This window comes from Neobacillus sp. PS3-34 (genome assembly GCF_030915465.1).
In the GTDB taxonomy this organism is placed as follows: Bacteria; Bacillota; Bacilli; order Bacillales; family Cytobacillaceae; genus Neobacillus_A.
Window position 1 is genome coordinate 3124063 of sequence record NZ_CP133267.1, and the last position, 20730, is coordinate 3144792.

The following is a 20730-nucleotide window of genomic DNA, read 5'->3' on the forward strand; positions in this document are numbered from 1 at the left end:
AAGGGGGATTCGCCACGATGATACAATCACTAAAAGCGATAATTTTTGACCTTGATGGGGTTATTACAGATACAGCAGAATATCATTATCTTGCCTGGAAGGCATTGGGGGAAGAAGTGGATATCCCTTTTACAAGGGAATTCAATGAGGAATTAAAGGGAATCTCACGGATGGATTCGCTTGAAAAAATTCTTCTTCTCGGTGGCCGGCAGAATGATTTTACGATTGAAGAAAAAACGGCCCTTGCTGAAAAGAAAAATGCTCATTATTGCCGTCTGATTGAAGGCATCACTCCCGCTGATTTATTGCCAGGCATTAAAGACCTGATTGCGACATTGAAGGCAGAGGGCTTAAAGCTTGGGCTCGCTTCTGTAAGCAAGAATGCTTTCACAGTCATGGACCGGCTTGAATTGACATCGCAATTTGACACAATTGTAGATGCTGCGAAAATTTTAAAAGGAAAGCCAGATCCTGAAATTTTCTTAAAGGCAGCAGAGCAGCTTGGAGTAGAACCATCTGAGTGTATTGGAATTGAGGATGCGGCGGCAGGTGTTGACTCGATAAAAGGGGCTGGAATGTTCGCGGTTGGAATCGGCAGTGAAGAGACTCTTTCGAAGGCTGACATCGTATACGAAAACACCGAAAAGGTTTCCTTTGAAGAAATTGTAAAAGCCTATCAAAATAAATAAAATTAAGGCCTTCAGAAATTTATTCTGGAGCCTTTGTTTTTTTAAGACTCTTTTCGTAACCTTTGTTGTTTTTGTCATAATTTGTTTCTACTTAGAGACTACTTAAGGTAAGTTTTGTTGAAATCAAAGCTCTCGATTTCGAATTAGTGGCTAATTTGGGCAGGTTCAATCAAATCAAAGGCTATCGTGTCCGAATCAGTGGTCTATTCGGACAGGATTAATCAAATCAAAGGCTATCGTGTCCGAATCAGTGGTCTATTCGGACAGGTTCAATCAAATCAAAGGCTATCGTGTCCGAATCAGTGGTCTATTCGGACAGGTTCAATCAAATCAAAGGCTATCGTGTCCGTATCAGTGGTCTATTTGGACAAGTTCAATCAAATCAAAGGCAATCGTGTCCGAATCAGTGGTCTATTCGGACAAGTTCAATCAAATCAAAGGCTATCGTGTCCGAATTAGTGGTCTATTCGGACAGGTCCAATCAAATCAAAGGCAATCGTGTCCGAATCAGTGGTCTATTCGGACAGGATTAATCAAATCAAAGGCAATCGTGTCCTAATCAGTGGTCTATTCGGACAGGATTAATCAAATCAAAGGCAATCGTGTCCGAATCAGTGGTCTATTCGGACAAGTTCAATCAAGTCAAAGGCTATCGTGTCCGAATCAGTGGTCTATTCGGACAGGATTAATCAAATCAAAGGCAATCGTGTCCGAATCATAGGATTTCTGAACAAACTCTAATATTAGAGTTTGTTCAGAAATCAACAATCTTTTCGAATACAATCTTATTTAATAATGTCTTGAAGAATAATTACCAGGTTTCTGCCTAACCTGAAAATGGGTAAAGGGTTTCTAACTTGCTTGTTAATTTATGAGGCTGGAGATTGATTGTATGAAAAAGCGGAGAATAGAGTTTTTATTTCTTATTTTATTGACAGTTGCTGTATATATTGTTTTTTTTAGTGGTTACAGCTGGCGGATCAAACTGGTGGCGGGACTATTCTATGCAGTGATGATTCTAATCAGCATTTATTCATTGATGCTCGAAAACCGCTCAGCCCAGCACACCCTTGTGTGGATTTATGTACTCGTGTTTATCCCCCTGATAGGCTATGCATTTTACCTTTATTCCGGGCAGCTTTATTTAAAAGGGTACCTGTTTCAAAGTAAACGCCGAAATGACCGTGAGACATGGCAAAGATTAATGAGATCGGAAACAAAGCCGGATTTAACCTTCCTACAGGATCAGCAGCAAGGCTTTGCCCGGTTTGCAATGAATGCATCACCTACCCCTCTCAGCACCTCTTCACGGGCATACGTCCTGAAAAATGGAAAGGAAACTTTCGCTGAAATAAAAAGAAGGCTAAGAGAAGCAGAGGAATTTATCCATATAGAATACTATATTTTCCGATCTGACCGGCTCGGGAAGGAAATAATTGATATCCTGATGGAAAAAGCCAAAGCGGGTGTAGAGGTTCTGTTTATTTTTGATGCTGCGGGCAGCATGAGTCTAGCAGCGAGTGATATTGCGCTAATGATCGAGGCAGGAATTAAAGTCCAGCCGTTTTCGCCGCTGAAGTATGGTTTTTTTAACCAGAAGTTCAACTTCCGGAATCACCGGAAAATTATTATCATTGACGGGAAAATTGGTTTTGTGGGAGGGCTGAATGTTGGAGTCGAATATCTGGGTGAGGATAAAAGTATCGGCCACTGGCGGGATAGCCATATGATTCTTGAAGGAGAAGCAGTGTATACTCTCCATACGGTTTTCCTGCTGGATTGGGAGTATGTCAGCCGTGAAAAGGTTCTTGAGAAACACCGGGCAATAAGGTCTCCAATTGAAACGGACGAGCTGGACGGTGCCGTGCAGGTGGTGGCAAGTGGACCTGATACACAACAGGGTATCATGAGTGATTTTTATTATTCGCTTATATCGTCTGCCACCCAGTCTATTTGGATCGCTACACCCTATTTTGTTCCTGATGAAGCCATACGGACCGCACTAAGGGTAGCTGCCGCAAAAGGTGTGGAAGTGAGGATACTCGTACCGGAAATAAATGATAGTTTTTTAACGGAATATGCCAGCCGATCCTATTTCCCTGAGCTATTGCTCTATGGTGTTGAAATCTATTCTTATAAAAAGGGATTTCTTCATCAAAAAATTATCATTGTCGATGGAAATCTTGCGTCAATTGGAACCGCCAATATGGACATGCGCAGCTTCCACTTGAATTTTGAAGTAAATGTATTTTTATATGGATGCAGCGCAATTCGTGATTTAGTGGCCCATTATGAACAGGATATGAAGGAAAGTGAAAAAATAAGACCAGTCGAGTTTTATAAAAGGGGATTGGTCAATCGATCAAAGGAATCCTTTGCACGATTGTTTTCAGGTGTATTATAAAGAAAGCTCGCCGATTAAAACAGACTGGAATCGATAGGATTCCAGCCTGTTTTTTTTAGCCTGAGCCCGAAATGTGACTTCTTTTATTTCATTATTTTTTGATATTGAGTATAATGGGAAATATTTCAGAGTCAAAAAGTTCAATTAGAATTTTAATTTAGTTATAATAAGAAAGCATAAGCTTTTAAACGCATCTTGAAGGGATGGTTCAGATTGAAACAACAAATAGGAGTAGTCGGTATTGGAGTAATGGGAAGAAGCCTTGCCCTGAATTTTGAAAGCAGAGGTTTTTCCGTTGCCGTTTATGATTTATCACAAGAGAAGGTTAACGAAATACTGGAATCAAATAAAGGGAAAAAGCTTACGGGTACAGCCGATGTGGCTGCATTTGTAGAATCGCTTGAAAAGCCTCGGAAAATTTTATTAATGGTAAATGCCGGAGTCATAACAGATAAAGCTATCGCCAGCCTGCTTCCGTTTCTGGAAAAGGGCGATATTGTGATCGATGGCGGGAACAGCTATTTCCAGGAAACAATTCGCAGAAACAAGGAGCTTGAAGAGAAAGGAATTCTCTTTATCGGTGCTGGTGTATCCGGCGGGGAAGAGGGAGCCCTTACAGGTCCTGCCATCATGCCAGGCGGACAGAGGGAAGCCTACGAAAAGGTTGAGCAGATGCTGACAGCCATTTCAGCAAAAGTAAATGGAGAACCATGCTGTACATATATCGGCCGAATGGAGCAGGCCATTATGTGAAAATGGTCCATAATGGAATCGAATATGGCGATATGCAGCTTATTTGTGAATCCTACCATTTGATGAAGAATCTCCTGGGATTGTCGGCACAGGAGCTTCATGAGGTTTTTAAAGAGTGGAACAGCGGCGAATTAGACAGCTATCTGATCGAAATTACTGCTGATATTTTCACGAAAATAGATGAAGAATCAGGCAAACCGCTTGTTGATGTCATCCTTGATACAGCAGGCCAGAAGGGAACAGGTAAATGGACAAGCCAGAGTGCGCTTGATATGGGCGTTCCATTGTCCATTATCACTGAATCCGTATTTGCCCGTTTTCTGTCAGCCATGAAAAATGAACGTGTAAAAGCAAGCAAAATTCTGAAAGGACCTGCTCAGAAGGAGTTTGCCGGAAGCAAGGAAGAACTGATTGAGCTAATTCGCAAAACACTCTATTTAAGCAAGATTGTTTCATACGCGCAGGGTTTTGCACAGCTGCAAACTGCTTCAAAGGAATACAGCTGGGACTTAAAGCCTGGTGAAATCTCGATGATATTCCGTGGTGGCTGCATCATCCGTGCCGGCTTCCTTCAAAATATTAAAGACGCATATGACCGCAATCCTGAGCTGGAAAATCTGTTGCTTGACCCTTATTTCCAATCGATTGTTGAGAATTATCAGGATGCTGCAAGGGAAGTAGTTTCTTTGGCAATTAAATCAGGGATTCCTGTACCTGGCCTTGCGAGTGCACTCTCTTACTTTGACAGCTACCGTTCAGAAGTACTTCCAGCCAACCTTCTTCAGGCGCAGCGGGATTACTTCGGTGCCCATACTTACCAGCGTGTTGACAAAGAAGGCACATTCCATACAGAGTGGCTTGAAAAGTAATTAGAATGTGAAGGGAGGATTCATCATGGGGATTTTTGACGGTTTGATGGGTAATGCTTCCGAGATTAGTGTTGTTGATATTCAAAGAGATTTTGACAAAATTTTGGCTCAAAATGAAAGAATCGAAAAAGCGTATAAGCTAATCAGGGACCTGTTTATTTTCACAAATAAAAGGCTGGTCTTAGTGGACAAGCAAGGTTTGACTGGTAAAAAAGTTGAATATCATTCGATTCCCTATAAGAGCATTACGCATTTCAGCATTGAGACAGCTGGAAATTTTGATTTAGATGCAGAGCTGAAAATCTGGATTTCCGGAAACGCGCTGCCATTGCAAAAGCAGTTTAATAAAAGCCTAAATATATATGAGCTGCAAAGCGTGCTAGCGGAATATGTTCTTAAATAAAAAAACAAGGCGGGCTGGTTTTCAGCTCGTCTTGTTTTTATTTTATGAAAATGCCTTTTGTAAGCGTGATAGTCCTTCCATTAGCATCTCACGCGGGCAGGCGATATTCATGCGAACAAAGCCTTCCCCGCCAGGACCATATTTTGCTCCCGGTTCGAGTGCAAGCTTTCCTTTTTCAATAAGCCTTTTCTGAATATCATCATCCTTCAATGAAAGGCCGCGGCAATAAATCCAGAGCAAATAAGTACCGTCCGAATCCATTAATGAAATCCCGGGAAGGTGGTTTTGAAGAAAATCTTTCACGATTTCTTTGTTATCCTCCAAATAATCAAGCAGCTCGTTGAGCCATGCCTCGCCGTAGCGATACGCCGCTTCCATTCCCGCAATACCAAGGGCGTTAAGAGTGAAAAAGCCCTGGCGTTTTAATGTATCATTGTATTTTTCCCGTAAATCCTTATTTTCAATGATGATAGCGGAAGTCTGAACGGCCAAATTGAAAGTTTTGCTTGGCGCAATACAGGTGAGGGCATGCTGGCTAATTTCTTGATTTAAGGATGCAATCGGATAATGCTTGCTGTTTTTATAGAGAATGTCCGAATGAATTTCATCCGAAAGAATCAAGCAATTGTATTTAAGACATAGTTTCCCGATTTTGATCAATTCTTCCTTGCTCCACGATCTTCCGCCAGGATTATGGGGATTGCATAGAAGGAAAAGCTTGCAACCCTGCTGAAGCTTTTTTCCAAATCGGTAAAGTCAATTTCGTATCTTCCTCCTTGTAAAACAAGCTGAGAGTTTACAACAACCCTGCCATTTTTTTCGATCATTTCAAAAAAAGGCGTGTAGATAGGAGACTGAAGGAGGATTTTATCTCCTGGTTGACTGTAAGCCTGGATTGCCGTGCTGATAGCAGGGACTATACCGCTGCAAAATAACAGCCAGGAGTGTTGGATATCCCAATTGTGGCGTTTCTTTTGCCAGTTTGAAATGGCGCTGTGTACAGAAGGAGGAACGAAGGTATAGCCGAAAATACCGTGCTCAACTCTTCTTTTAATTGCATCAGATACCTCCTGTGGGGCGGAAATCCATATCAGCTACCCACATGGGCAACAAGTCGGTTTTTCCGAAAATCTCCTTTGTCATGTCCCACTTTACGGAAGAGGTCTGAAGCCTTTCAATCTTCTCATCAAAAAATGCCATTATTTCACCGCCTGTTTTATTTTTATCCTTATAACTTCTATGATAAAATAATCTAATCAAATGTGAAAATATTAGGTGATGAAATGGAGACTCAACAAATTAATCTCAAGCTCTATGATGAATTGAACGACTGGGATCCTTTCCAGCTTGGCTACGGTCACTACGATACAGAAATAGCGGATACGATTCAGGCTGTCCATGAACTGGATGCTCCATCCGCGCTTGCAAAGAGAATCCAGGGCATTTATGAATTTTCCTTTGAAGAGTTTATCCCTATGGAAAACTGTTTAAAAATAGCGAGGGATTTGCTTATTATTAAATCAAGCGAGTCCTGTTCCTTGTAATAATAGAGCCCTCCCGGCATTAGCAGGAGGGCTTTTCTATTGGTTAAAAAGTTATTAATTATTACCTTCCAGACCGTACTCAACAAGGTCATTGTAATCTAGCTCCAGCGCCCAGCCAATTTTCACCAATGAGACATCTTCCTCGATTATTTTGCTCCAAGCATGACCTTTAGGTGATGCTTGAAGCAGCTCGAGGTCGCTTCGGTCCTTCCGATGAAGTCAAAGAACGACTTCACCTACAGGCCCTCCAGCGCTTGTCGGGGCTAAGGCACTAGGGAAAGCATCTAGGAGATTATGCTTCGCAGGAACAAGCGGTTTTTGCTTGTTCCGAGGAAGCTTGCGCCTTTTGTTCTGCATGTAAAAAATTCTGTATAAAGCTGTAAACCTCCTCAGGACGTTCCTCCGGGACGAGATGGCCAGTTTCCTCAAGCACAATGAGCTGTGAATTTTTTAAATCCTTCTTTAACCGTTCTCCAGTTTGTAAAGGAACAACCCGGTCATGCTCTCCCCATATTAGCAGGCAGGGTGTCTCGATTTTTGCCAAAACCTGTTCAGGTAGATCACCTTCGCGGTCGCGGATCATCCTGGTCAGGGCAATGAAAATGTCATCCTCCAAAAATGGCTGTAAATATCCGTAAAGCATTTCATCCGTGATAAGGGAATGATCATAGACAACCTGCTGAAGGTTCTGCTTCACTCCAGAACGAGCGAGCCAAAATTTCACATACAAATGGAAAAACGGTATATAGCTGGTGAAGATAAGAGGGAGTCTGGAGCGCTTTAAATAGCCAGAACTGCAAAGCAATACCGCCTTTTCGGCAATGCCTGGCTGAAGATGAAGGATGTTCAGTACAATTTGACCGCCCATCGAGTGTCCGACCAGGGTAACATTTTTTAATCCGAGTTGTTCAATCAAATGGATGACGGTGAGAGCCATGTTTTTATAGGAATACTCAAAACTGTTTGATTTTCCGCTTTTTCCAAAGGGAGGAAGGTCAACGGAAAGAACCTCGTATTCCTGATTCAGCAAAGGAATGAGTCGACGGAAGCTGAACGTAGAAGAAAGAAATCCATGCAATAGAACCATGGTGCCCTTCGGTGCTTCATTCGGGTACCATTCATAGTACACATCAATATCATTAATTTGTTGTTTGCCATTCAAAACGGCTTGTTCCATACGCTCATCCTCCTGCCTTTGCAGTGTTTGACTTTTAATTTTCCCTGTGCAGCCCAACTTCACACCTTTACAAAAAATTATTTATGGGAATTTATTTTTTCGTTATTCCATATGCCATACCGCTTTTCAAGCAAAAAAAGAGGACAAACCAAATTAGTGATTTGTCCACTTCAAAAAGGGGGAATTTAGAAAGCCTTATGGATGCAGGTTGCCCAGATTTTCATTTTTTTATACGCCCAACTGCATGCAGTTAAAAAAAATTAGTGGACCATTTAACGTGGAAAAAAAGTTTCTTTTTTTCCTGCAGGTGGAATACTAAACAAAGTATTTTTGATTAAATTACTATTTTGTGATATAGTATTATAATGCGTATAAAAAGGATAAAAATAAATATAAATTTAGGAGTGTTTGCATGTCAGAAAAAATCGAAACAGGCAGTATTTTAACAGGAAAGGTAACTGGTATTCAACCTTACGGAGCATTTGTTGCTTTGAACGAAAATACACAGGCCTTGTTCATATTTCAGAAATTACTCACGGCTATGTAAAGGATATTAACGAACATCTTAAAGTTGGCGATGAAGTACAGGTTAAAGTTTTATCTGTAGACGAAGCAGCTGGCAAAATCGGCGCTTTCTATCCGTGCTACAGAAGAAGCTCCGGCACAGCCTGCAGCAGCAGCAAAAGCTAAAAAGCCTCGCAAACGTCAGGCAGCTGCTATTATCCAGGAAGATGATGGCCAGCAAGGTTTCAATACATTAAAAGAAAAGCTTCAAGAATGGATCGAACAGTCACAGCGCTAATATATAGAATTGGCTTGTTCCCGCTCTTTTTACAAAGAGCGAGAACAGGCCTTTTTATTTTTTGGAAATACCATATTTCCGAAGTCTATATTGAAGATTTTGTCTGCTCATATTTAGCGTTTTTGCCGTTTTTGTAATATTGTTATCATGGTGCTGCAATACTTTTCTTAAGTAATACATTTCAGCCTCCGCCATATATTCATCCAAGGGCTTTATCTGTCGCCCCTTCTGAATGAGCAGGTCTTCCAAATCCTCCGTTCCGGCGCTGTCCACTTTAAATGATGGTTTATTCCGGAATTGAATCGGCAGATGGGAGAAGGCTATTACATCCTCATGCTCGAGCAGGTTCATCGTTCCCTCGATAATATGCTCTAATTCGCGAACATTTCCAGGCCAATCGTATTGCTCAAGCTTTTCCAGGACCTCCTCATCTATTTTTTTTACCTTCATGGCAAATAGGTCATTATATTTATCGATAAAAAAGTATACTAACTCCTCAATATCGTTCCTTCGCGCCCTTAAAGGAGGGATGAAAAGAGATACAACACTGAGACGGTAATAGAGATCCTTTCTCAGTATCCCCTTGCCAATTGCCTCTATCGGGTCTTCATTGATGGTTGCAATGATTCGGACATCCACTTCCCGATCTTTCGTATCTCCAACGCGGCGTACCGTTTTTTCCTGCAGGACACGTAAAAGTTTTGCCTGCAGGCTGGGATTCAATGAATTGATTTCATCCAAGAGCAAAGTGCCCCCATCAGCCTGTTCAAACAGACCAGGACGTTCAATTGAGCCTGTAAAAGCCCCTTTTTTTGTCCCGAACAGAAGGCTTTCAATGAGGCTGTCCGGTAGCGCGGCACAATTTTGGGAGATGAATGGCTTTGCGGAGCGGCTGCTCCCGTTGTGGATGCTCTGCGCAAACAGCTCTTTGCCTGTACCGGTTTCCCCAATAATCAGCACTGATGAGTTTGTCCGCGTAGCCCGCTTGCTTGCATCAATGACTTCCTGGATTTTATGGCTGGTACCGATAATGCTATCGAAGGTGTACTTTGTGGCCCTTTTTTAAGAGATTTTCCCTTATTAGGCGCTCATATTTAGTTATATCCCTGGCTATTTCCATTGCCCCGATTTTAACGCCGTCCTCAATGATGGGAAAGGTATTATTGACGGTGGTAATTTCCTGGCCTTTATTATTGAAATACGTCTGTTTTGCATTTTTTATTGTGATTCCATTGCGTAATGCTGCTAATAGTGTACTGTCCTCATTTTGATTGAAGGAAAATACATCGAGTAAATTTTTATCAAGGACATCCTCAATTTCCATGCCTTCAATGTCTTTCATTTTTTGATTGTAAATGATCGTTTTACCACCTGAATTTACAACATGCACTCCAACATCAATTTCATTAATGATTTTTTCAAAAATAATCTTTTTTTGGAGCAGTTCTAAATTATCTGAATTCATTTATTTACTCCATTTCTATTGGCATCTTAACCGAATTTTAATATTATTGATTAGGGATGTGCAATGATTTTTTGCACATTTAAAATAGAAAACGCTTCCAACGCGCAAAAATATTTTGCGTTATAACTTGCCGATGCTGTCACAGCAAGGTTTTAATTTTGGCATGGAAATTGCATTAATAATATTCGGTAAGATGAAACCAAAGGGGGAAGAGAATATGGTACAGCCATATAAGCACGAGCCTTTCACAGATTTTACGAATGAAAAAGAGCGCCAGGGATATCTTGAGGCACTGAAAACAGTCGAGGGCTATTTAGGACAGGATTATGATCTTGTTATTGGCGGAGAAAAGATTACGACTGAAGATAAAATCGTTTCCTATAATCCATCAAATAAAGAAGAAGTCATCGGACGCGTTTCAAAAGCGAACCAGGAGCTGGCTGAAAAAGCGATGCAGGCTGCGGTTGAAGCGTTCAAAACATGGAAGAAGACAAAAGCGGAAGTGCGTGCAGACGTATTGTTTAAAGCTGCTGCGATCATTCGCCGCCGCAAGCATGAATTCTCTGCGCTTTTAACAAAGGAAGCAGGTAAGCCATGGAGAGAAGCGGATGCCGATACAGCAGAAGCAATCGACTTCCTTGAATTCTATGCGCGCCAAATGCTGAAATTAAAAGACGGTGTGCCAGTCCAAAGCCGTCCAAATGAATACAACCGTTATGACTATATCCCATTGGGAGTAGGCGTCATCATTTCTCCATGGAACTTCCCATTGGCGATTATGGCAGGAACAACGGTTGCGGCTATCGTGACAGGAAATACTGTTCTATTAAAGCCAGCTTCCACAACTCCAATCGTTGCGGCTAAGTTCGTAGAAGTCATGGGAGAAGCAGGCCTTCCAGCAGGTGTTCTGAACTTCGTTCCAGGCAGCGGTGCTGAAGTGGGCGACTACCTCGTTGATCATAAGGACACTCGTTTTGTCAGCTTTACGGGTTCACGTGAAGTCGGTCTTCGTATTTTTGAACGTTCATCCAAAGTAGGCGAAGGCCATCTGTGGATGAAGCGCCTGATTGCGGAAATGGGCGGAAAAGATACGATCGTCGTTGACAGCGAGGCAGACCTGGAGCTAGCGGCTCAATCGATCATGGCTTCGGCGTTCGGATTCTCCGGCAGAAAATGTTCTGCTTGTTCACGTGCCATTGTTGTGGAAGACGTGTACGACCAGGTGCTGAACCGTGTGGTTGAATTGACCAGCCAATTGACTGTCGGCAATCCTGAGGAGCAAAGCACGTTCACAGGTCCGGTTATTGACCGCAATGCATTCAAAAAGATCATGGAGTACGTGGAAATTGGCAAGCAGGAAGGCAAATTGATGGCAGGTGGAGAAGGCGACGATTCCAAGGGCTTCTTCATCAAACCAACGATTTTCGCTGACCTTGATCCGAAATCCCGCATCATGCAGGAAGAAATTTTTGGCCCGGTTGTCGGCTTCTCAAAAGCGAAGGATTTCAACGAAGCAATTGAGTTTGCGAACAACACCGAGTACGGCTTAACAGGTGCGGTCATCACGACAAACCGTGCACACATGGAACAGGCCCGTGAAGATTTCCATGTCGGAAACCTTTACTTCAACCGCGGCTGTACAGGCGCGATTGTTGGCTACCAGCCATTTGGCGGCTTCAATATGTCCGGAACCGACTCTAAGGCGGGCGGACCAGACTATCTGCTTCTTCATATGCAAGCGAAAACAACATCTGAAATGTATTAATGAAGGTCGGAATCCTCCTTATAGGGGATTCCGGTTATAATAGAAATATCCGTTATTATCAACACGAATGGAGGAGAGGTTTTTATGGTACAAGAAACAGCTTCACAATCATTAATCGAGCAAACGGAAAAATACGGAGCAAACAACTATCATCCGCTGCCAATTGTCATTACTAAGGCAGAGGGAGTATGGGTTGAGGATCCTGAAGGTAATAAATACATGGATATGCTAAGCGCGTACTCTGCCGTTAACCAGGGCCACCGCCACCCAAGAATTATCCAGGCGCTTAAAGACCAGGCTGACCGTGTGACACTGACTTCACGTGCATTCCATAATGACCAGCTTGGACCATGGTATGAAAAAGTTTGTGAGCTGACAAAAATGGAAATGGCCCTGCCGATGAATACAGGTGCGGAAGCGGTTGAAACGGCTGTTAAAGCAGCTCGTCGCTGGGCATATGATGTGAAAGGCATAGCAGACAACCAGGCTGAAATCATCGCTTGTGTGGGCAATTTCCATGGCCGCACAATGACTGCTGTCTCTTTATCTTCCGAAGCAGAATACAAGCGCGGATTTGGCCGATGCTGCCAGGCATCAAGCTTATCCCTTACGGAGATTTTGAAGCGCTGAAAGAAGCAATCTCACCAAATACAGCAGCATTTTTGATTGAACCAATCCAGGGGGAAGCAGGAATTGTCATCCCTAAGGAAGGGTTCATGAAACAGGCCTTTGATTTGTGTAAAGAAAACAATGTCCTGTTTATTGCCGATGAAATCCAGGCGGGACTTGCCCGTACTGGAAAAATGTTCGCCTGCGAATGGGAAGGAATCCAACCGGATATGTACATCCTTGGCAAAGCTTTGGGCGGTGGTGTTTTCCCTATTTCCTGCGTGGTTGCAAACAAGGATATTTTAGGGGTTTTCAATCCGGGTTCCCACGGTTCAACATTTGGCGGAAATCCAATGGCATGTGCTGTATCAATAGCAGCGCTTGATGTTTTAACTGAAGAAAAACTAGCAGAGAGATCTCTTGAGCTAGGCGAGTATTTCATGGGGAAACTAAAAGAGTTTTCCAACCCAATTATTAAGGAAGTTCGCGGCAGAGGTTTGTTTATTGGGGTTGAATTGACAGAACCTGCCCGAAAATATTGCGAGGAATTAAAGGAATATGGACTGCTGTGCAAGGAAACACATGATACCGTAATCCGCTTCGCACCACCGTTGGTTATTACAACGGAAGAGCTTGACTGGGCAATCGAACGTATTCAAAAAGTATTGGGCTAAATAGAGAAATATTTAAATAGAGGATTAATTTTTTAAAACAAACTAAGGGGTGCAGTAATGGGAGCCGCAGAAACAACAAACAAAAAAGCAGGTCAGGCGGAAGAATCATTAAATCTTTTAACTTCAACACAGGTTGTTATTAAAGACGCACTGGAGAAACTAGGCTATGGCGAGGAAATGTATGAATTGCTGAAAGAGCCATTAAGGATGCTGAATGTCCGGATACCAGTCCGCATGGATGACGGTTCTGTAAAAATATTTACCGGCTATCGTGCCCAGCATAATGATGCAGTCGGCCCAACAAAGGGCGGTGTCCGTTTCCACCCAGAGGTTGATGAGGATGAAGTGAAGGCTTTATCAATGTGGATGAGCCTGAAATGCGGAATTGTCGACCTGCCTTATGGAGGAGGAAAAGGCGGAATCATTTGCGATCCGCGCACGATGTCTATGGGTGAGCTTGAAAGGCTGAGCCGCGGGTATGTAAGGGCAATCAGCCAGATTGTTGGCCCTACCAAGGACATTCCTGCTCCTGATGTATACACGAACTCGCAGATTATGGCCTGGATGATGGATGAGTACAGCAGGCTTCGCGAGTACGATTCTCCAGGATTCATTACCGGAAAACCCATTGTGCTTGGCGGCTCCCAGGGACGTGAAAAAGCAACTGCCCAGGGTGTTGTATTTTGTATCGAAGAAGCAGCGAAAAAACGTGGCATTTCTGTTGAAGGGCCCGTGTAATCGTACAGGGCTTTGGAAATGCAGGAAGCTTTTTGCGAAATTCATGCACGACGCGGGCGCGAAGGTAATTGGAATTTCCGATGCTTACGGTGCTCTGCATGATCCGGACGGACTTGACATTGACTATCTACTCGATCGCCGTGACAGCTTTGGTACGGTGACTACGTTATTCGATAATACGATCACCAATCAGGAGCTGCTTGAACTGGATTGCGATATCCTTGTGCCAGCAGCTATCTCGAACCAAATTACCGTGAAAAACGCCGATAATATTAAAGCTTCTATTATTGTTGAAGCGGCAAACGGGCCAACGACTTTGGAGGCAACTAAAATCCTTACAGAGCGCGGCATCCTATTAGTGCCGGACGTGCTTGCAAGCTCAGGCGGCGTTACCGTTTCTTATTTTGAATGGGTTCAGAACAATCAAGGATACTACTGGACCGAGGAAGAAGTGACTGAAAAGCTTCGCAAAAAAATCGTCCAGTCTTTTAATAATGTATACGACACGGCTGAAAGCCGAAAAGTAAACATGCGCCTGGCTGCCTACATGGTTGGCGCACGAAAAATGTCTGAAGCTTCCCGCTTTAGAGGCTGGATTTAATAAGACGCAAAAAATCCTTGCAGTTGCTGCAAGGATTTTTTTGGCGAGTGCCAAAGGACTTGGCATTCACGAGCGTGATAAGAAAAACTATGGCATTAGCCAAAGGACTTTGCGGATGCCAAGTTTTTCTAATAATTGATATTATCGAGTCGGCCTGACTTCTGGATCTCTTTCCAGTTCTTCATTCGGTTTGAAAAGAAGCCCGAGGTTAATAAGTCCGGCAATGCCTACTAAACCATAAATGATTCTGGCAATCGCTGAATCCTGGCCACCGAATATATTTGCAACAAGGTCAAATTGGAAAAATCCGATTAATCCCCAGTTAATAGCGCCAATAATGGTTAATGCCAGTGCAATGCGTTGAATCGCACTCATGTAAGTTCCTCCTTAATAGATGGATTCAATAATAGAATGAATCCTGCTGCCAATAAATATTCATGGAAAAGAATAAATTTTTTATCCAAGCCGTGTTCTTTGCAAATGATTATAAAATGGATAATAATAAAAACTGACTATTAAAGGAGGTTGATCGAATTGCAAAGCTTCACTTATTGGAATCCGACTAAATTAATTTTTGGAAAAGATCAACTTGAACAATTAAAAACTGAAATTCCTCAATATGGAAAAAAGGTTTTACTTGTATATGGTGGCGGAAGCATCAAACGCAGCGGTCTTTATGAGCAGGTTTTAAATCAGCTTAAGGAAATTGGCGCTGAAGTGTTTGAACTTCCAGGTGTTGAGCCGAATCCGCGAATCACTACTGCGAGGAAAGGTATCGAAATCTGCAAGAATGAAGGCATCGATTTCATCCTGGCTGTGGGAGGCGGAAGTGTTATCGACTGCACAAAGCTGATTGCTGCAGGTGCAAAATATGATGGAGACGCTTGGGATTTAGTCATTAAAAAAGCATTTGCTGCTGAAGCACTTCCATTTGGAACAGTGCTTACACTTGCTGCAACTGGCTCTGAGATGAACAGTGGCTCGGTTATCACCAACTGGGAAACACAGGAAAAATACGGATGGGGAAGCCCTTTAACATTCCCTAAGTTTTCAATCCTAGATCCGGTTAATACTTTTACTGTTCCGAAGGACCATACGATTTATGGAATGGTCGATATGATGACACACGTTTTTGAACAATATTTCCACCAGGTTGAAAACACTCCGCTTCAGGACCGTATGTGTGAAGGCGTGTTAACGACTGTTATCGAAACAGCTCCGAAGCTGATCAATGATTTAGAGAATTACGAATACCGTGAAACGATTTTATACAATGGAACCATAGCTCTAAATGGCATGCTGCAAATGGGGTACCGTGGTGACTGGGCTACCCATAATATTGAACACGCAGTTTCAGCTGTATATGATATCCCACATGCTGGCGGACTTGCGATTCTCTTCCCGAATTGGATGAAGCACAATCTAAAAGAGAATCCAGCCCGCTTTAAGCAATTAGCTGTTAGAGTGTTTGGCGTAGATCCAGCCGGAAAGTCTGACGAAGAGGCTGGCCTTGAAGGAATTGATAAGCTACGTGAATTCTGGTCAAGCCTTGGTGCGCCTACCCGCCTAGCTGATTATCAAATTGATGACAGCAATCTGGATTTAATGGCTGACAAAGCAATGGCCAACGGCGAGTTTGGTAATTTCAAAAAGCTCAACAAAGAAGATGTACTAGCGATTTTACGTGCTTCCTTATAAATTTAGTTTACAGCCTGGACATTGCGTTCAGGCTGTTTTTCTCTATAGATTCGACAAAAATCTCCTTAAATTACTAAATTATTATGAATGTAAAAAAATTATCGAAATTGGACGCGCTTACATCGGTGGCAGTTCCTTGATAATCGTGCCGGCTTTGGGTAAAGTGATAATTGAAAATAAAATTACGGAGGATCATACATGACACACGTTCGTTTTGATTACTCAAAAGCCCTGACATTCTTTGGGGAACATGAACTTACTTATTTGCGCGATGCCGTAAAAGTGGCACACCATTCACTTCATGAAAAAACTGGGGCAGGTAATGACTTTTTAGGATGGATCGACCTTCCAGTTGATTATGATAAAGAGGAATTTTCCCGCATTCAAAAGTCTGCGGAAAAAATTAAATCTGATTCTGATGTGCTGATTGTCATCGGAATTGGCGGCTCCTATCTCGGTGCAAGAGCGGCAATCGAAATGCTGCAGCACAGCTTTTACAATGCTCTTCCAAAAGAAAAACGCAGCACTCCACAAATTATTTTTGCTGGAAATAATATCAGTTCCACTTATATAAGGGACGTAATGGACCTTCTTGAAGGTAAAGACTTCTCCATCAACGTAATTTCTAAATCAGGCACAACCACAGAGCCTGCGATTGCCTTCCGTTTATTCCGCAAGCTTCTTGAGGAAAAGTATGGAGTAGAAGAAGCACGAAAACGTATTTATGCGACCACAGATAAAGCAAGGGGAGCATTAAAAACACTTGCAACTGAAGAAGGATACGAAACGTTTGTTATTCCTGACGATGTCGGCGGACGTTATTCAGTCCTTACGGCTGTTGGCTTGCTTCCAATCGCTGTAAGCGGTGCGAACATCGAAGATATGATGAGCGGTGCAGCAAAAGCAAAAGAAGATTTTGGACATTCTGAGCTTGAAGAGAATCAGGCTTATCAGTATGCAGCAGTTCGAAATGCTCTTTATAACAAAGGCAAAACGATTGAAATGCTAATTAACTACGAGCCAGGTTTACAGTATTTTTCTGAATGGTGGAAGCAGCTGTTTGGCGAAAGTGAAGGAAAAGACCAGAAAGGAATTTTCCCATCTTCAGCTAACTTTTCAACAGATCTGCATTCTCTAGGACAATACGTTCAGGAAGGGCGCCGCGATTTATTCGAAACGATTATCAAGGTCGAAAAGCCGCGCCATGAACTGAAGATTAGTAAAGAGGATAGCGATTTGGACGGTTTAAATTATCTTGCAGGAGAGACAATTGACTTTGTTAATAACAAAGCATTTGAAGGCACGATGCTTGCACATACTGACGGTAATGTACCGAATCTGATTGTATCCATTCCTGCAATGGATGAGTTCACCTTCGGCTATCTTGTTTATTTCTTTGAAAAAGCATGCGCCATGAGTGGCTACCTGCTTGGTGTAAATCCGTTTGACCAGCCTGGGGTAGAGGCATATAAGGTAAATATGTTTGCCCTTTTAGGGAAGCCAGGATTTGAAGAGAAAAAAGCTGAATTAGAAAAACGCCTGAAATAAAAGGAAGAGTGCTGGTCCCAAAACGGTCAGCACTCTTTTTTTATTAATATGAAAAGTAAACCTCTTTTTTTACATTAAACCCCTTTGCTTGGAGAAGCTATAAAAAAGCAAACAGGGGGTTTGGATATGATTGAACTGCCATCAAAAGTAGAGGGAAAGCATTTTGATTTATATAAATTGGAGCAGAAATTGAAACCGATGGGATACACGGTTGGTGGCAATTGGGAATATGACCACGGTTATTTTGATTATGAAATCGATGACAAAGTAGGTTATCAATTTGTCAGGCTGCCGTTTAAATCGATTGATGGCCAGCTCGATGCCAGAAATTGTACAGTGGAGCTGGGAAGGCCGTTTATTCTGTCGCACAAGTACCAGCGGGGGCTAGATGATCATGCCGAAACTGGCACGTTTTCCGGCACCCTCAACCAATTTTCAGAGCCTGTTGATAGTGATGCCAGTATCCCGGATGAATTTATCGACAGGGGAAAAGGGATTGTTGATCGGCTTGAAGCCATACTGATTACTTAATGGATAAAAGAATGTCATTGTCCATTAAGCAGAGATCACGGGGAGGATTAAGAATAATCTCCTCCCCTCTTTTAATGCCCAGCAATATTCTTCTTTCATCAACTAATAGTGAGTTTGAAGCCTCCAAAAAACTCATTCCTCTCCATTTTTCAGAGTCAAAGGTTTCCAGCAGAATGTTTTCCTGAAGTTGGCCAAAACTTCAGGCAGGAGACCTGAAGTTTGTGATTGCAGGCTATTCAGCATAAACACGCTGGTTAGTTTGTTTGATTGAAGAATTAAATCAGCCCCGGCCGATTGGCATTGAGTATTTGTTCGGCTGTCAATATTTCAACGATACAGGTTACTTTTGGACACAATCCTTTTATAGCAAGTATCGTTAATATGCTGTTCATATCAGCTTGAATTTCTTCATTGCTTTGGTCGGCAGTAATGAGCACTTTTTCAGCCTCAAAAATATTGCTTTTTAAGAGGGTATCGTCCAAATGGGGCGTTCCTTGTATGTAGTGTACATATCTTGACTGGATTGGGTTCTTTTTTAAAGTTTCATCAATCAGGACAAGGGCTTGAGGAGAATCAATAGTTGTTAGCTTTTTTATGAGCTCTCTGGATCTTTCATTCCAGCCAATGATAACAATATGGCCTCTTCCCTTATAGGCAATTTTCCCTTCGGAAAAGGCATTTTGCTTCGTGACGGCAGCCGTTGCAAGAGTAATAAAGTAGGAAGAAACAAATCCCGCTCCGATTAAAATAAGAGTGACCGCAGCCATTCTTCCTGGAAGAGAATGGGGAACGTAATCTCCATATCCTACAGTGGCAGCAGTGATGATGGCCCACCAGATTCCATCGAATATGGATGGGAAAGTGGATGGCTCAATCAAATGGATGGCGACTCCGAACAGGAGGACAAACAGCAATGTAATCAGCAAGCCCCGTATCAATAGTGGAAGCCGTAAAAATTTTATATATAAATGATTCTGCATGAAGTGTCACCCTTTCAAGTATTCATCTCCATTATGGACAAAAAGTAGGGCCTTCATAATCCTTCATCAAAATGAAAAAAGCCTCCCGAGACAATTACGGGAAAGGCAATTTTTTTAATAACATTAAAGTTTAAAATGCTGTATTAGCTTTTGCATATCATTTGCCATATCTGTGAGTCCATGTAATGAGTTTCCTATCTGGTTAATATGACTGTCCTGTTCTTCCATTACAGATGCAGCAGACCTGGTATTGGAGGCAGCCTGTGCAGCTATTACAGCAGTCTCAGATGCAGATGTGTATATTTGTTCAGTAAACGTGGACATTTCTTCTGATGTAGTAGAGACCTCATGTTTAATTAGAATAACAGGATCAATACTTGAGCGACCTACTTCCGAATACACATCCTTGGCTAAGTCATAAATGAAAGAGAAATCAAGGGCCGATTCCATCTTACGGACCAAATGGCCCTGAGGAACAAGTTGGTCTAAAGCAACCATTTCAAGTTGATCTCATTGGGTTAGGTTGTTTTTCGAAAGCATCTTCATCACCTCTAGGGTAAATTTATCTATTTTAAACTAGGTTTGGTTCTACTACCACACTAACTTTCTAAACCCTGTTGAATGGAGTGGAGGGCGCGAGACTCCTGCGGGAGCAGCGGGACAGGTGAGACCCCACAGGCGCAACGCGCCGAGGAGGCTCACCGCCAGCCCCGCGGAAAGCGAGTGCCTGGAACGGAGATCAACAGCCTCATTCTAAGACAGACTAAAATAAAAAGGCTGTAGGCAAGCTCAATTTTCATCGAGTTGGTTTCCAGCCTGAGCAAATCCTCATAAAGAAGGATTTGCCTTTTATTTTTGTTTATCTTTGTCTTCAGGAGTCTCATCTATCCGGTAGCTTAAAAGAAAATAGGCATACTTGGATTTTTTATTCATTTGTTCCTCTGTAAGGTCCGACGGCAGAGGGACTTCCTTTACATCCTCCGAAGGATTTACTTCTTCCTTAATCGCCCTTAGCATCCGATTATGAGAATTGTTCCATTCCTTGCCGGTCATCTTATTGAAGCTGATTGCCAAATGTACCGCTTCTTCAAATTTATCCACACGGCCGTTCTTCAGCTCTTGCTCCAGCAATTTCAAACCTGGCTGAAGCACATTCATAATTTGTTCCATCAGTGCACCATGATGTTTGACCTGCAAACTTTCATCCAGCTGAAAAATATGTTGTCCGGCGGCTTTTGAGGTCTGATAGTATTTTTCTATAAGATTCCCGAGCTGGCGTGTTTCCACGAGCTCCAGCAAACCGGCTTCCTCTAGTTTTTTTACATGATAATAGAGCCGTGATTGTTTTTCCTGTAATTCCTCTGCCATTTGGCTGACTGTAACCGGATTTTTTGCAATGTCCAATATGTTTCTTTTACGCGGGTCAAGCAGCATTTTTGCCACTTCTATATCATCTATTTTTTTCATGTATATCTCTCCC

14 protein-coding genes and 7 pseudogenes are annotated in these 20730 nt (G+C 42.4%); 13 read left to right on the forward strand and 8 right to left on the reverse strand.

Annotated elements, in window-relative coordinates; all coding sequences use genetic code 11:
• Positions 1-17: 17 nt before the first annotated feature.
• The 5 genes and pseudogenes from pgmB (at position 18) to RCG23_RS16125 (ending at position 5118) form a co-directional block, all read left to right on the forward strand.
• Positions 18-689 (forward strand): beta-phosphoglucomutase, encoded by a 672-nt coding sequence (pgmB, locus tag RCG23_RS16105; RefSeq protein WP_308176546.1) that lies wholly within the window; start codon positions 18-20, stop codon positions 687-689.
• A 238-nt stretch (positions 690-927) separates the two neighbouring features.
• Positions 928-1248, forward strand: a complete 321-nt coding sequence (locus RCG23_RS16110; protein ID WP_308176547.1) for a hypothetical protein — start codon at positions 928-930, stop codon at positions 1246-1248.
• Positions 1249-1581: 333 nt separating this feature from the next.
• Complete coding sequence (gene cls, locus RCG23_RS16115) at positions 1582-3093, forward strand: cardiolipin synthase (protein ID WP_308176548.1); 1512 nt, start codon at positions 1582-1584, stop codon at positions 3091-3093.
• 249 nt (positions 3094-3342) lie between these two features.
• Positions 3343-4715: pseudogene (gene gndA, locus RCG23_RS16120) on the forward strand (NADP-dependent phosphogluconate dehydrogenase).
• A 25-nt stretch (positions 4716-4740) separates the two neighbouring features.
• Positions 4741-5118, forward strand: a complete 378-nt coding sequence (locus RCG23_RS16125; RefSeq protein WP_308176549.1) for a PH domain-containing protein — start codon at positions 4741-4743, stop codon at positions 5116-5118.
• A gap of 42 nt (positions 5119-5160) precedes the next feature.
• Here RCG23_RS16125 and RCG23_RS16130 read toward each other — a convergent pair.
• Positions 5161-6212, reverse strand: a pseudogene (locus RCG23_RS16130) (MalY/PatB family protein).
• Complete coding sequence (locus tag RCG23_RS16135) at positions 6178-6318, reverse strand: hypothetical protein (protein WP_308176550.1); 141 nt, start codon at positions 6316-6318, stop codon at positions 6178-6180. The pseudogene RCG23_RS16130 and the gene RCG23_RS16135 overlap by 35 nt, the downstream one beginning before the upstream one ends.
• 83 nt (positions 6319-6401) lie before the next feature.
• Between RCG23_RS16135 and RCG23_RS16140 the strand changes: the two genes are divergently transcribed.
• Positions 6402-6662, forward strand: coding sequence for a DUF1871 family protein (locus tag RCG23_RS16140; RefSeq protein ID WP_308176551.1), 261 nt, complete (start codon positions 6402-6404; stop codon positions 6660-6662).
• Positions 6663-6954: 292 nt separating this feature from the next.
• On the opposite strand, the gene RCG23_RS16145 is transcribed toward RCG23_RS16140, so the two are convergent.
• A complete protein-coding gene (locus RCG23_RS16145) occupies positions 6955-7839 on the reverse strand; it encodes an alpha/beta fold hydrolase (RefSeq protein WP_308176552.1) in 885 nt (294 codons plus the stop codon).
• Positions 7840-8251: 412 nt separating this feature from the next.
• On the opposite strand from RCG23_RS16145, the pseudogene yugI reads away from it, so the two are divergent.
• Positions 8252-8641 (forward strand): annotated as a pseudogene (gene yugI, locus RCG23_RS16150) (S1 domain-containing post-transcriptional regulator GSP13).
• Positions 8642-8695: 54 nt separating this feature from the next.
• On the opposite strand, the pseudogene RCG23_RS16155 reads toward yugI, so the two are convergent.
• Positions 8696-10106, reverse strand: a pseudogene (locus tag RCG23_RS16155) (sigma-54 interaction domain-containing protein).
• A 217-nt stretch (positions 10107-10323) separates the two neighbouring features.
• On the opposite strand from RCG23_RS16155, the gene pruA reads away from it, so the two are divergent.
• From pruA to RCG23_RS16170, 3 genes and pseudogenes are all read left to right on the forward strand, one after another.
• The gene (gene pruA, locus RCG23_RS16160; protein WP_308176553.1) at positions 10324-11871 is read left to right on the forward strand and encodes an L-glutamate gamma-semialdehyde dehydrogenase; all 1548 of its coding nucleotides are present in this window, start codon (positions 10324-10326) and stop codon (positions 11869-11871) included.
• 84 nt (positions 11872-11955) lie between these two features.
• Positions 11956-13154 (forward strand): annotated as a pseudogene (locus RCG23_RS16165) (ornithine--oxo-acid transaminase).
• Positions 13155-13211: 57 nt separating this feature from the next.
• Positions 13212-14493 (forward strand): annotated as a pseudogene (locus RCG23_RS16170) (Glu/Leu/Phe/Val dehydrogenase).
• A gap of 141 nt (positions 14494-14634) precedes the next feature.
• On the opposite strand, the gene RCG23_RS16175 reads toward RCG23_RS16170, so the two are convergent.
• Positions 14635-14868 carry a DUF378 domain-containing protein gene (locus RCG23_RS16175; RefSeq protein WP_308176554.1) on the reverse strand — a complete coding sequence of 78 codons (234 nt, stop codon included), beginning with the start codon at positions 14866-14868 and terminating at the stop codon, positions 14635-14637.
• Positions 14869-15027: 159 nt separating this feature from the next.
• On the opposite strand from RCG23_RS16175, the gene RCG23_RS16180 reads away from it, so the two are divergent.
• The 3 genes from RCG23_RS16180 (at position 15028) to RCG23_RS16190 (ending at position 18270) form a co-directional block, all read left to right on the forward strand.
• Positions 15028-16191 carry an iron-containing alcohol dehydrogenase gene (locus RCG23_RS16180; protein ID WP_308176555.1) on the forward strand — a complete coding sequence of 388 codons (1164 nt, stop codon included), beginning with the start codon at positions 15028-15030 and terminating at the stop codon, positions 16189-16191.
• Positions 16192-16389: 198 nt separating this feature from the next.
• Positions 16390-17739 (forward strand): glucose-6-phosphate isomerase, encoded by a 1350-nt coding sequence (locus tag RCG23_RS16185; protein ID WP_308176556.1) that lies wholly within the window; start codon positions 16390-16392, stop codon positions 17737-17739.
• Positions 17740-17865: 126 nt separating this feature from the next.
• Entirely contained in the window at positions 17866-18270 is a 405-nt protein-coding gene (locus tag RCG23_RS16190) for a YugN-like family protein (protein ID WP_308176557.1), read from the forward strand.
• 275 nt (positions 18271-18545) lie between these two features.
• Here the strand turns inward: RCG23_RS16190 and RCG23_RS16195 are convergent, their stop codons facing one another.
• The 3 genes and pseudogenes from RCG23_RS16195 to RCG23_RS16205 all read right to left on the reverse strand — a co-directional run bounded on the left by RCG23_RS16195 (position 18546) and on the right by RCG23_RS16205 (position 20717).
• Positions 18546-19250 (reverse strand): potassium channel family protein, encoded by a 705-nt coding sequence (locus RCG23_RS16195; RefSeq protein ID WP_308176558.1) that lies wholly within the window; start codon positions 19248-19250, stop codon positions 18546-18548.
• A gap of 351 nt (positions 19251-19601) precedes the next feature.
• Positions 19602-19748, reverse strand: a pseudogene (locus RCG23_RS16200) (IS5/IS1182 family transposase); the annotation flags it as partial.
• A gap of 351 nt (positions 19749-20099) precedes the next feature.
• Positions 20100-20717, reverse strand: a complete 618-nt coding sequence (locus tag RCG23_RS16205; protein WP_308176559.1) for a winged helix-turn-helix domain-containing protein — start codon at positions 20715-20717, stop codon at positions 20100-20102.
• Between the last annotated feature and the right edge of the window lie 13 nt (positions 20718-20730).

Coding starts and splice junctions, on each gene's coding strand:
- RCG23_RS16135 (WP_308176550.1), bottom strand. CDS start 6,318: ATGGCATTTTTTGATGAGAAGATTGAAAGGCTTCAGACCTCTTCCGTA.
- RCG23_RS16125 (WP_308176549.1), top strand. CDS start 4,741: ATGGGGATTTTTGACGGTTTGATGGGTAATGCTTCCGAGATTAGTGTT.
- pgmB (WP_308176546.1), top strand. CDS start 18: ATGATACAATCACTAAAAGCGATAATTTTTGACCTTGATGGGGTTATT.
- cls (WP_308176548.1), top strand. CDS start 1,582: ATGAAAAAGCGGAGAATAGAGTTTTTATTTCTTATTTTATTGACAGTT.
- RCG23_RS16205 (WP_308176559.1), bottom strand. CDS start 20,717: ATGAAAAAAATAGATGATATAGAAGTGGCAAAAATGCTGCTTGACCCG.
- RCG23_RS16190 (WP_308176557.1), top strand. CDS start 17,866: ATGATTGAACTGCCATCAAAAGTAGAGGGAAAGCATTTTGATTTATAT.
- RCG23_RS16185 (WP_308176556.1), top strand. CDS start 16,390: ATGACACACGTTCGTTTTGATTACTCAAAAGCCCTGACATTCTTTGGG.
- RCG23_RS16195 (WP_308176558.1), bottom strand. CDS start 19,250: ATGCAGAATCATTTATATATAAAATTTTTACGGCTTCCACTATTGATA.
- pruA (WP_308176553.1), top strand. CDS start 10,324: ATGGTACAGCCATATAAGCACGAGCCTTTCACAGATTTTACGAATGAA.
- RCG23_RS16175 (WP_308176554.1), bottom strand. CDS start 14,868: ATGAGTGCGATTCAACGCATTGCACTGGCATTAACCATTATTGGCGCT.
- RCG23_RS16140 (WP_308176551.1), top strand. CDS start 6,402: ATGGAGACTCAACAAATTAATCTCAAGCTCTATGATGAATTGAACGAC.
- RCG23_RS16145 (WP_308176552.1), bottom strand. CDS start 7,839: ATGGAACAAGCCGTTTTGAATGGCAAACAACAAATTAATGATATTGAT.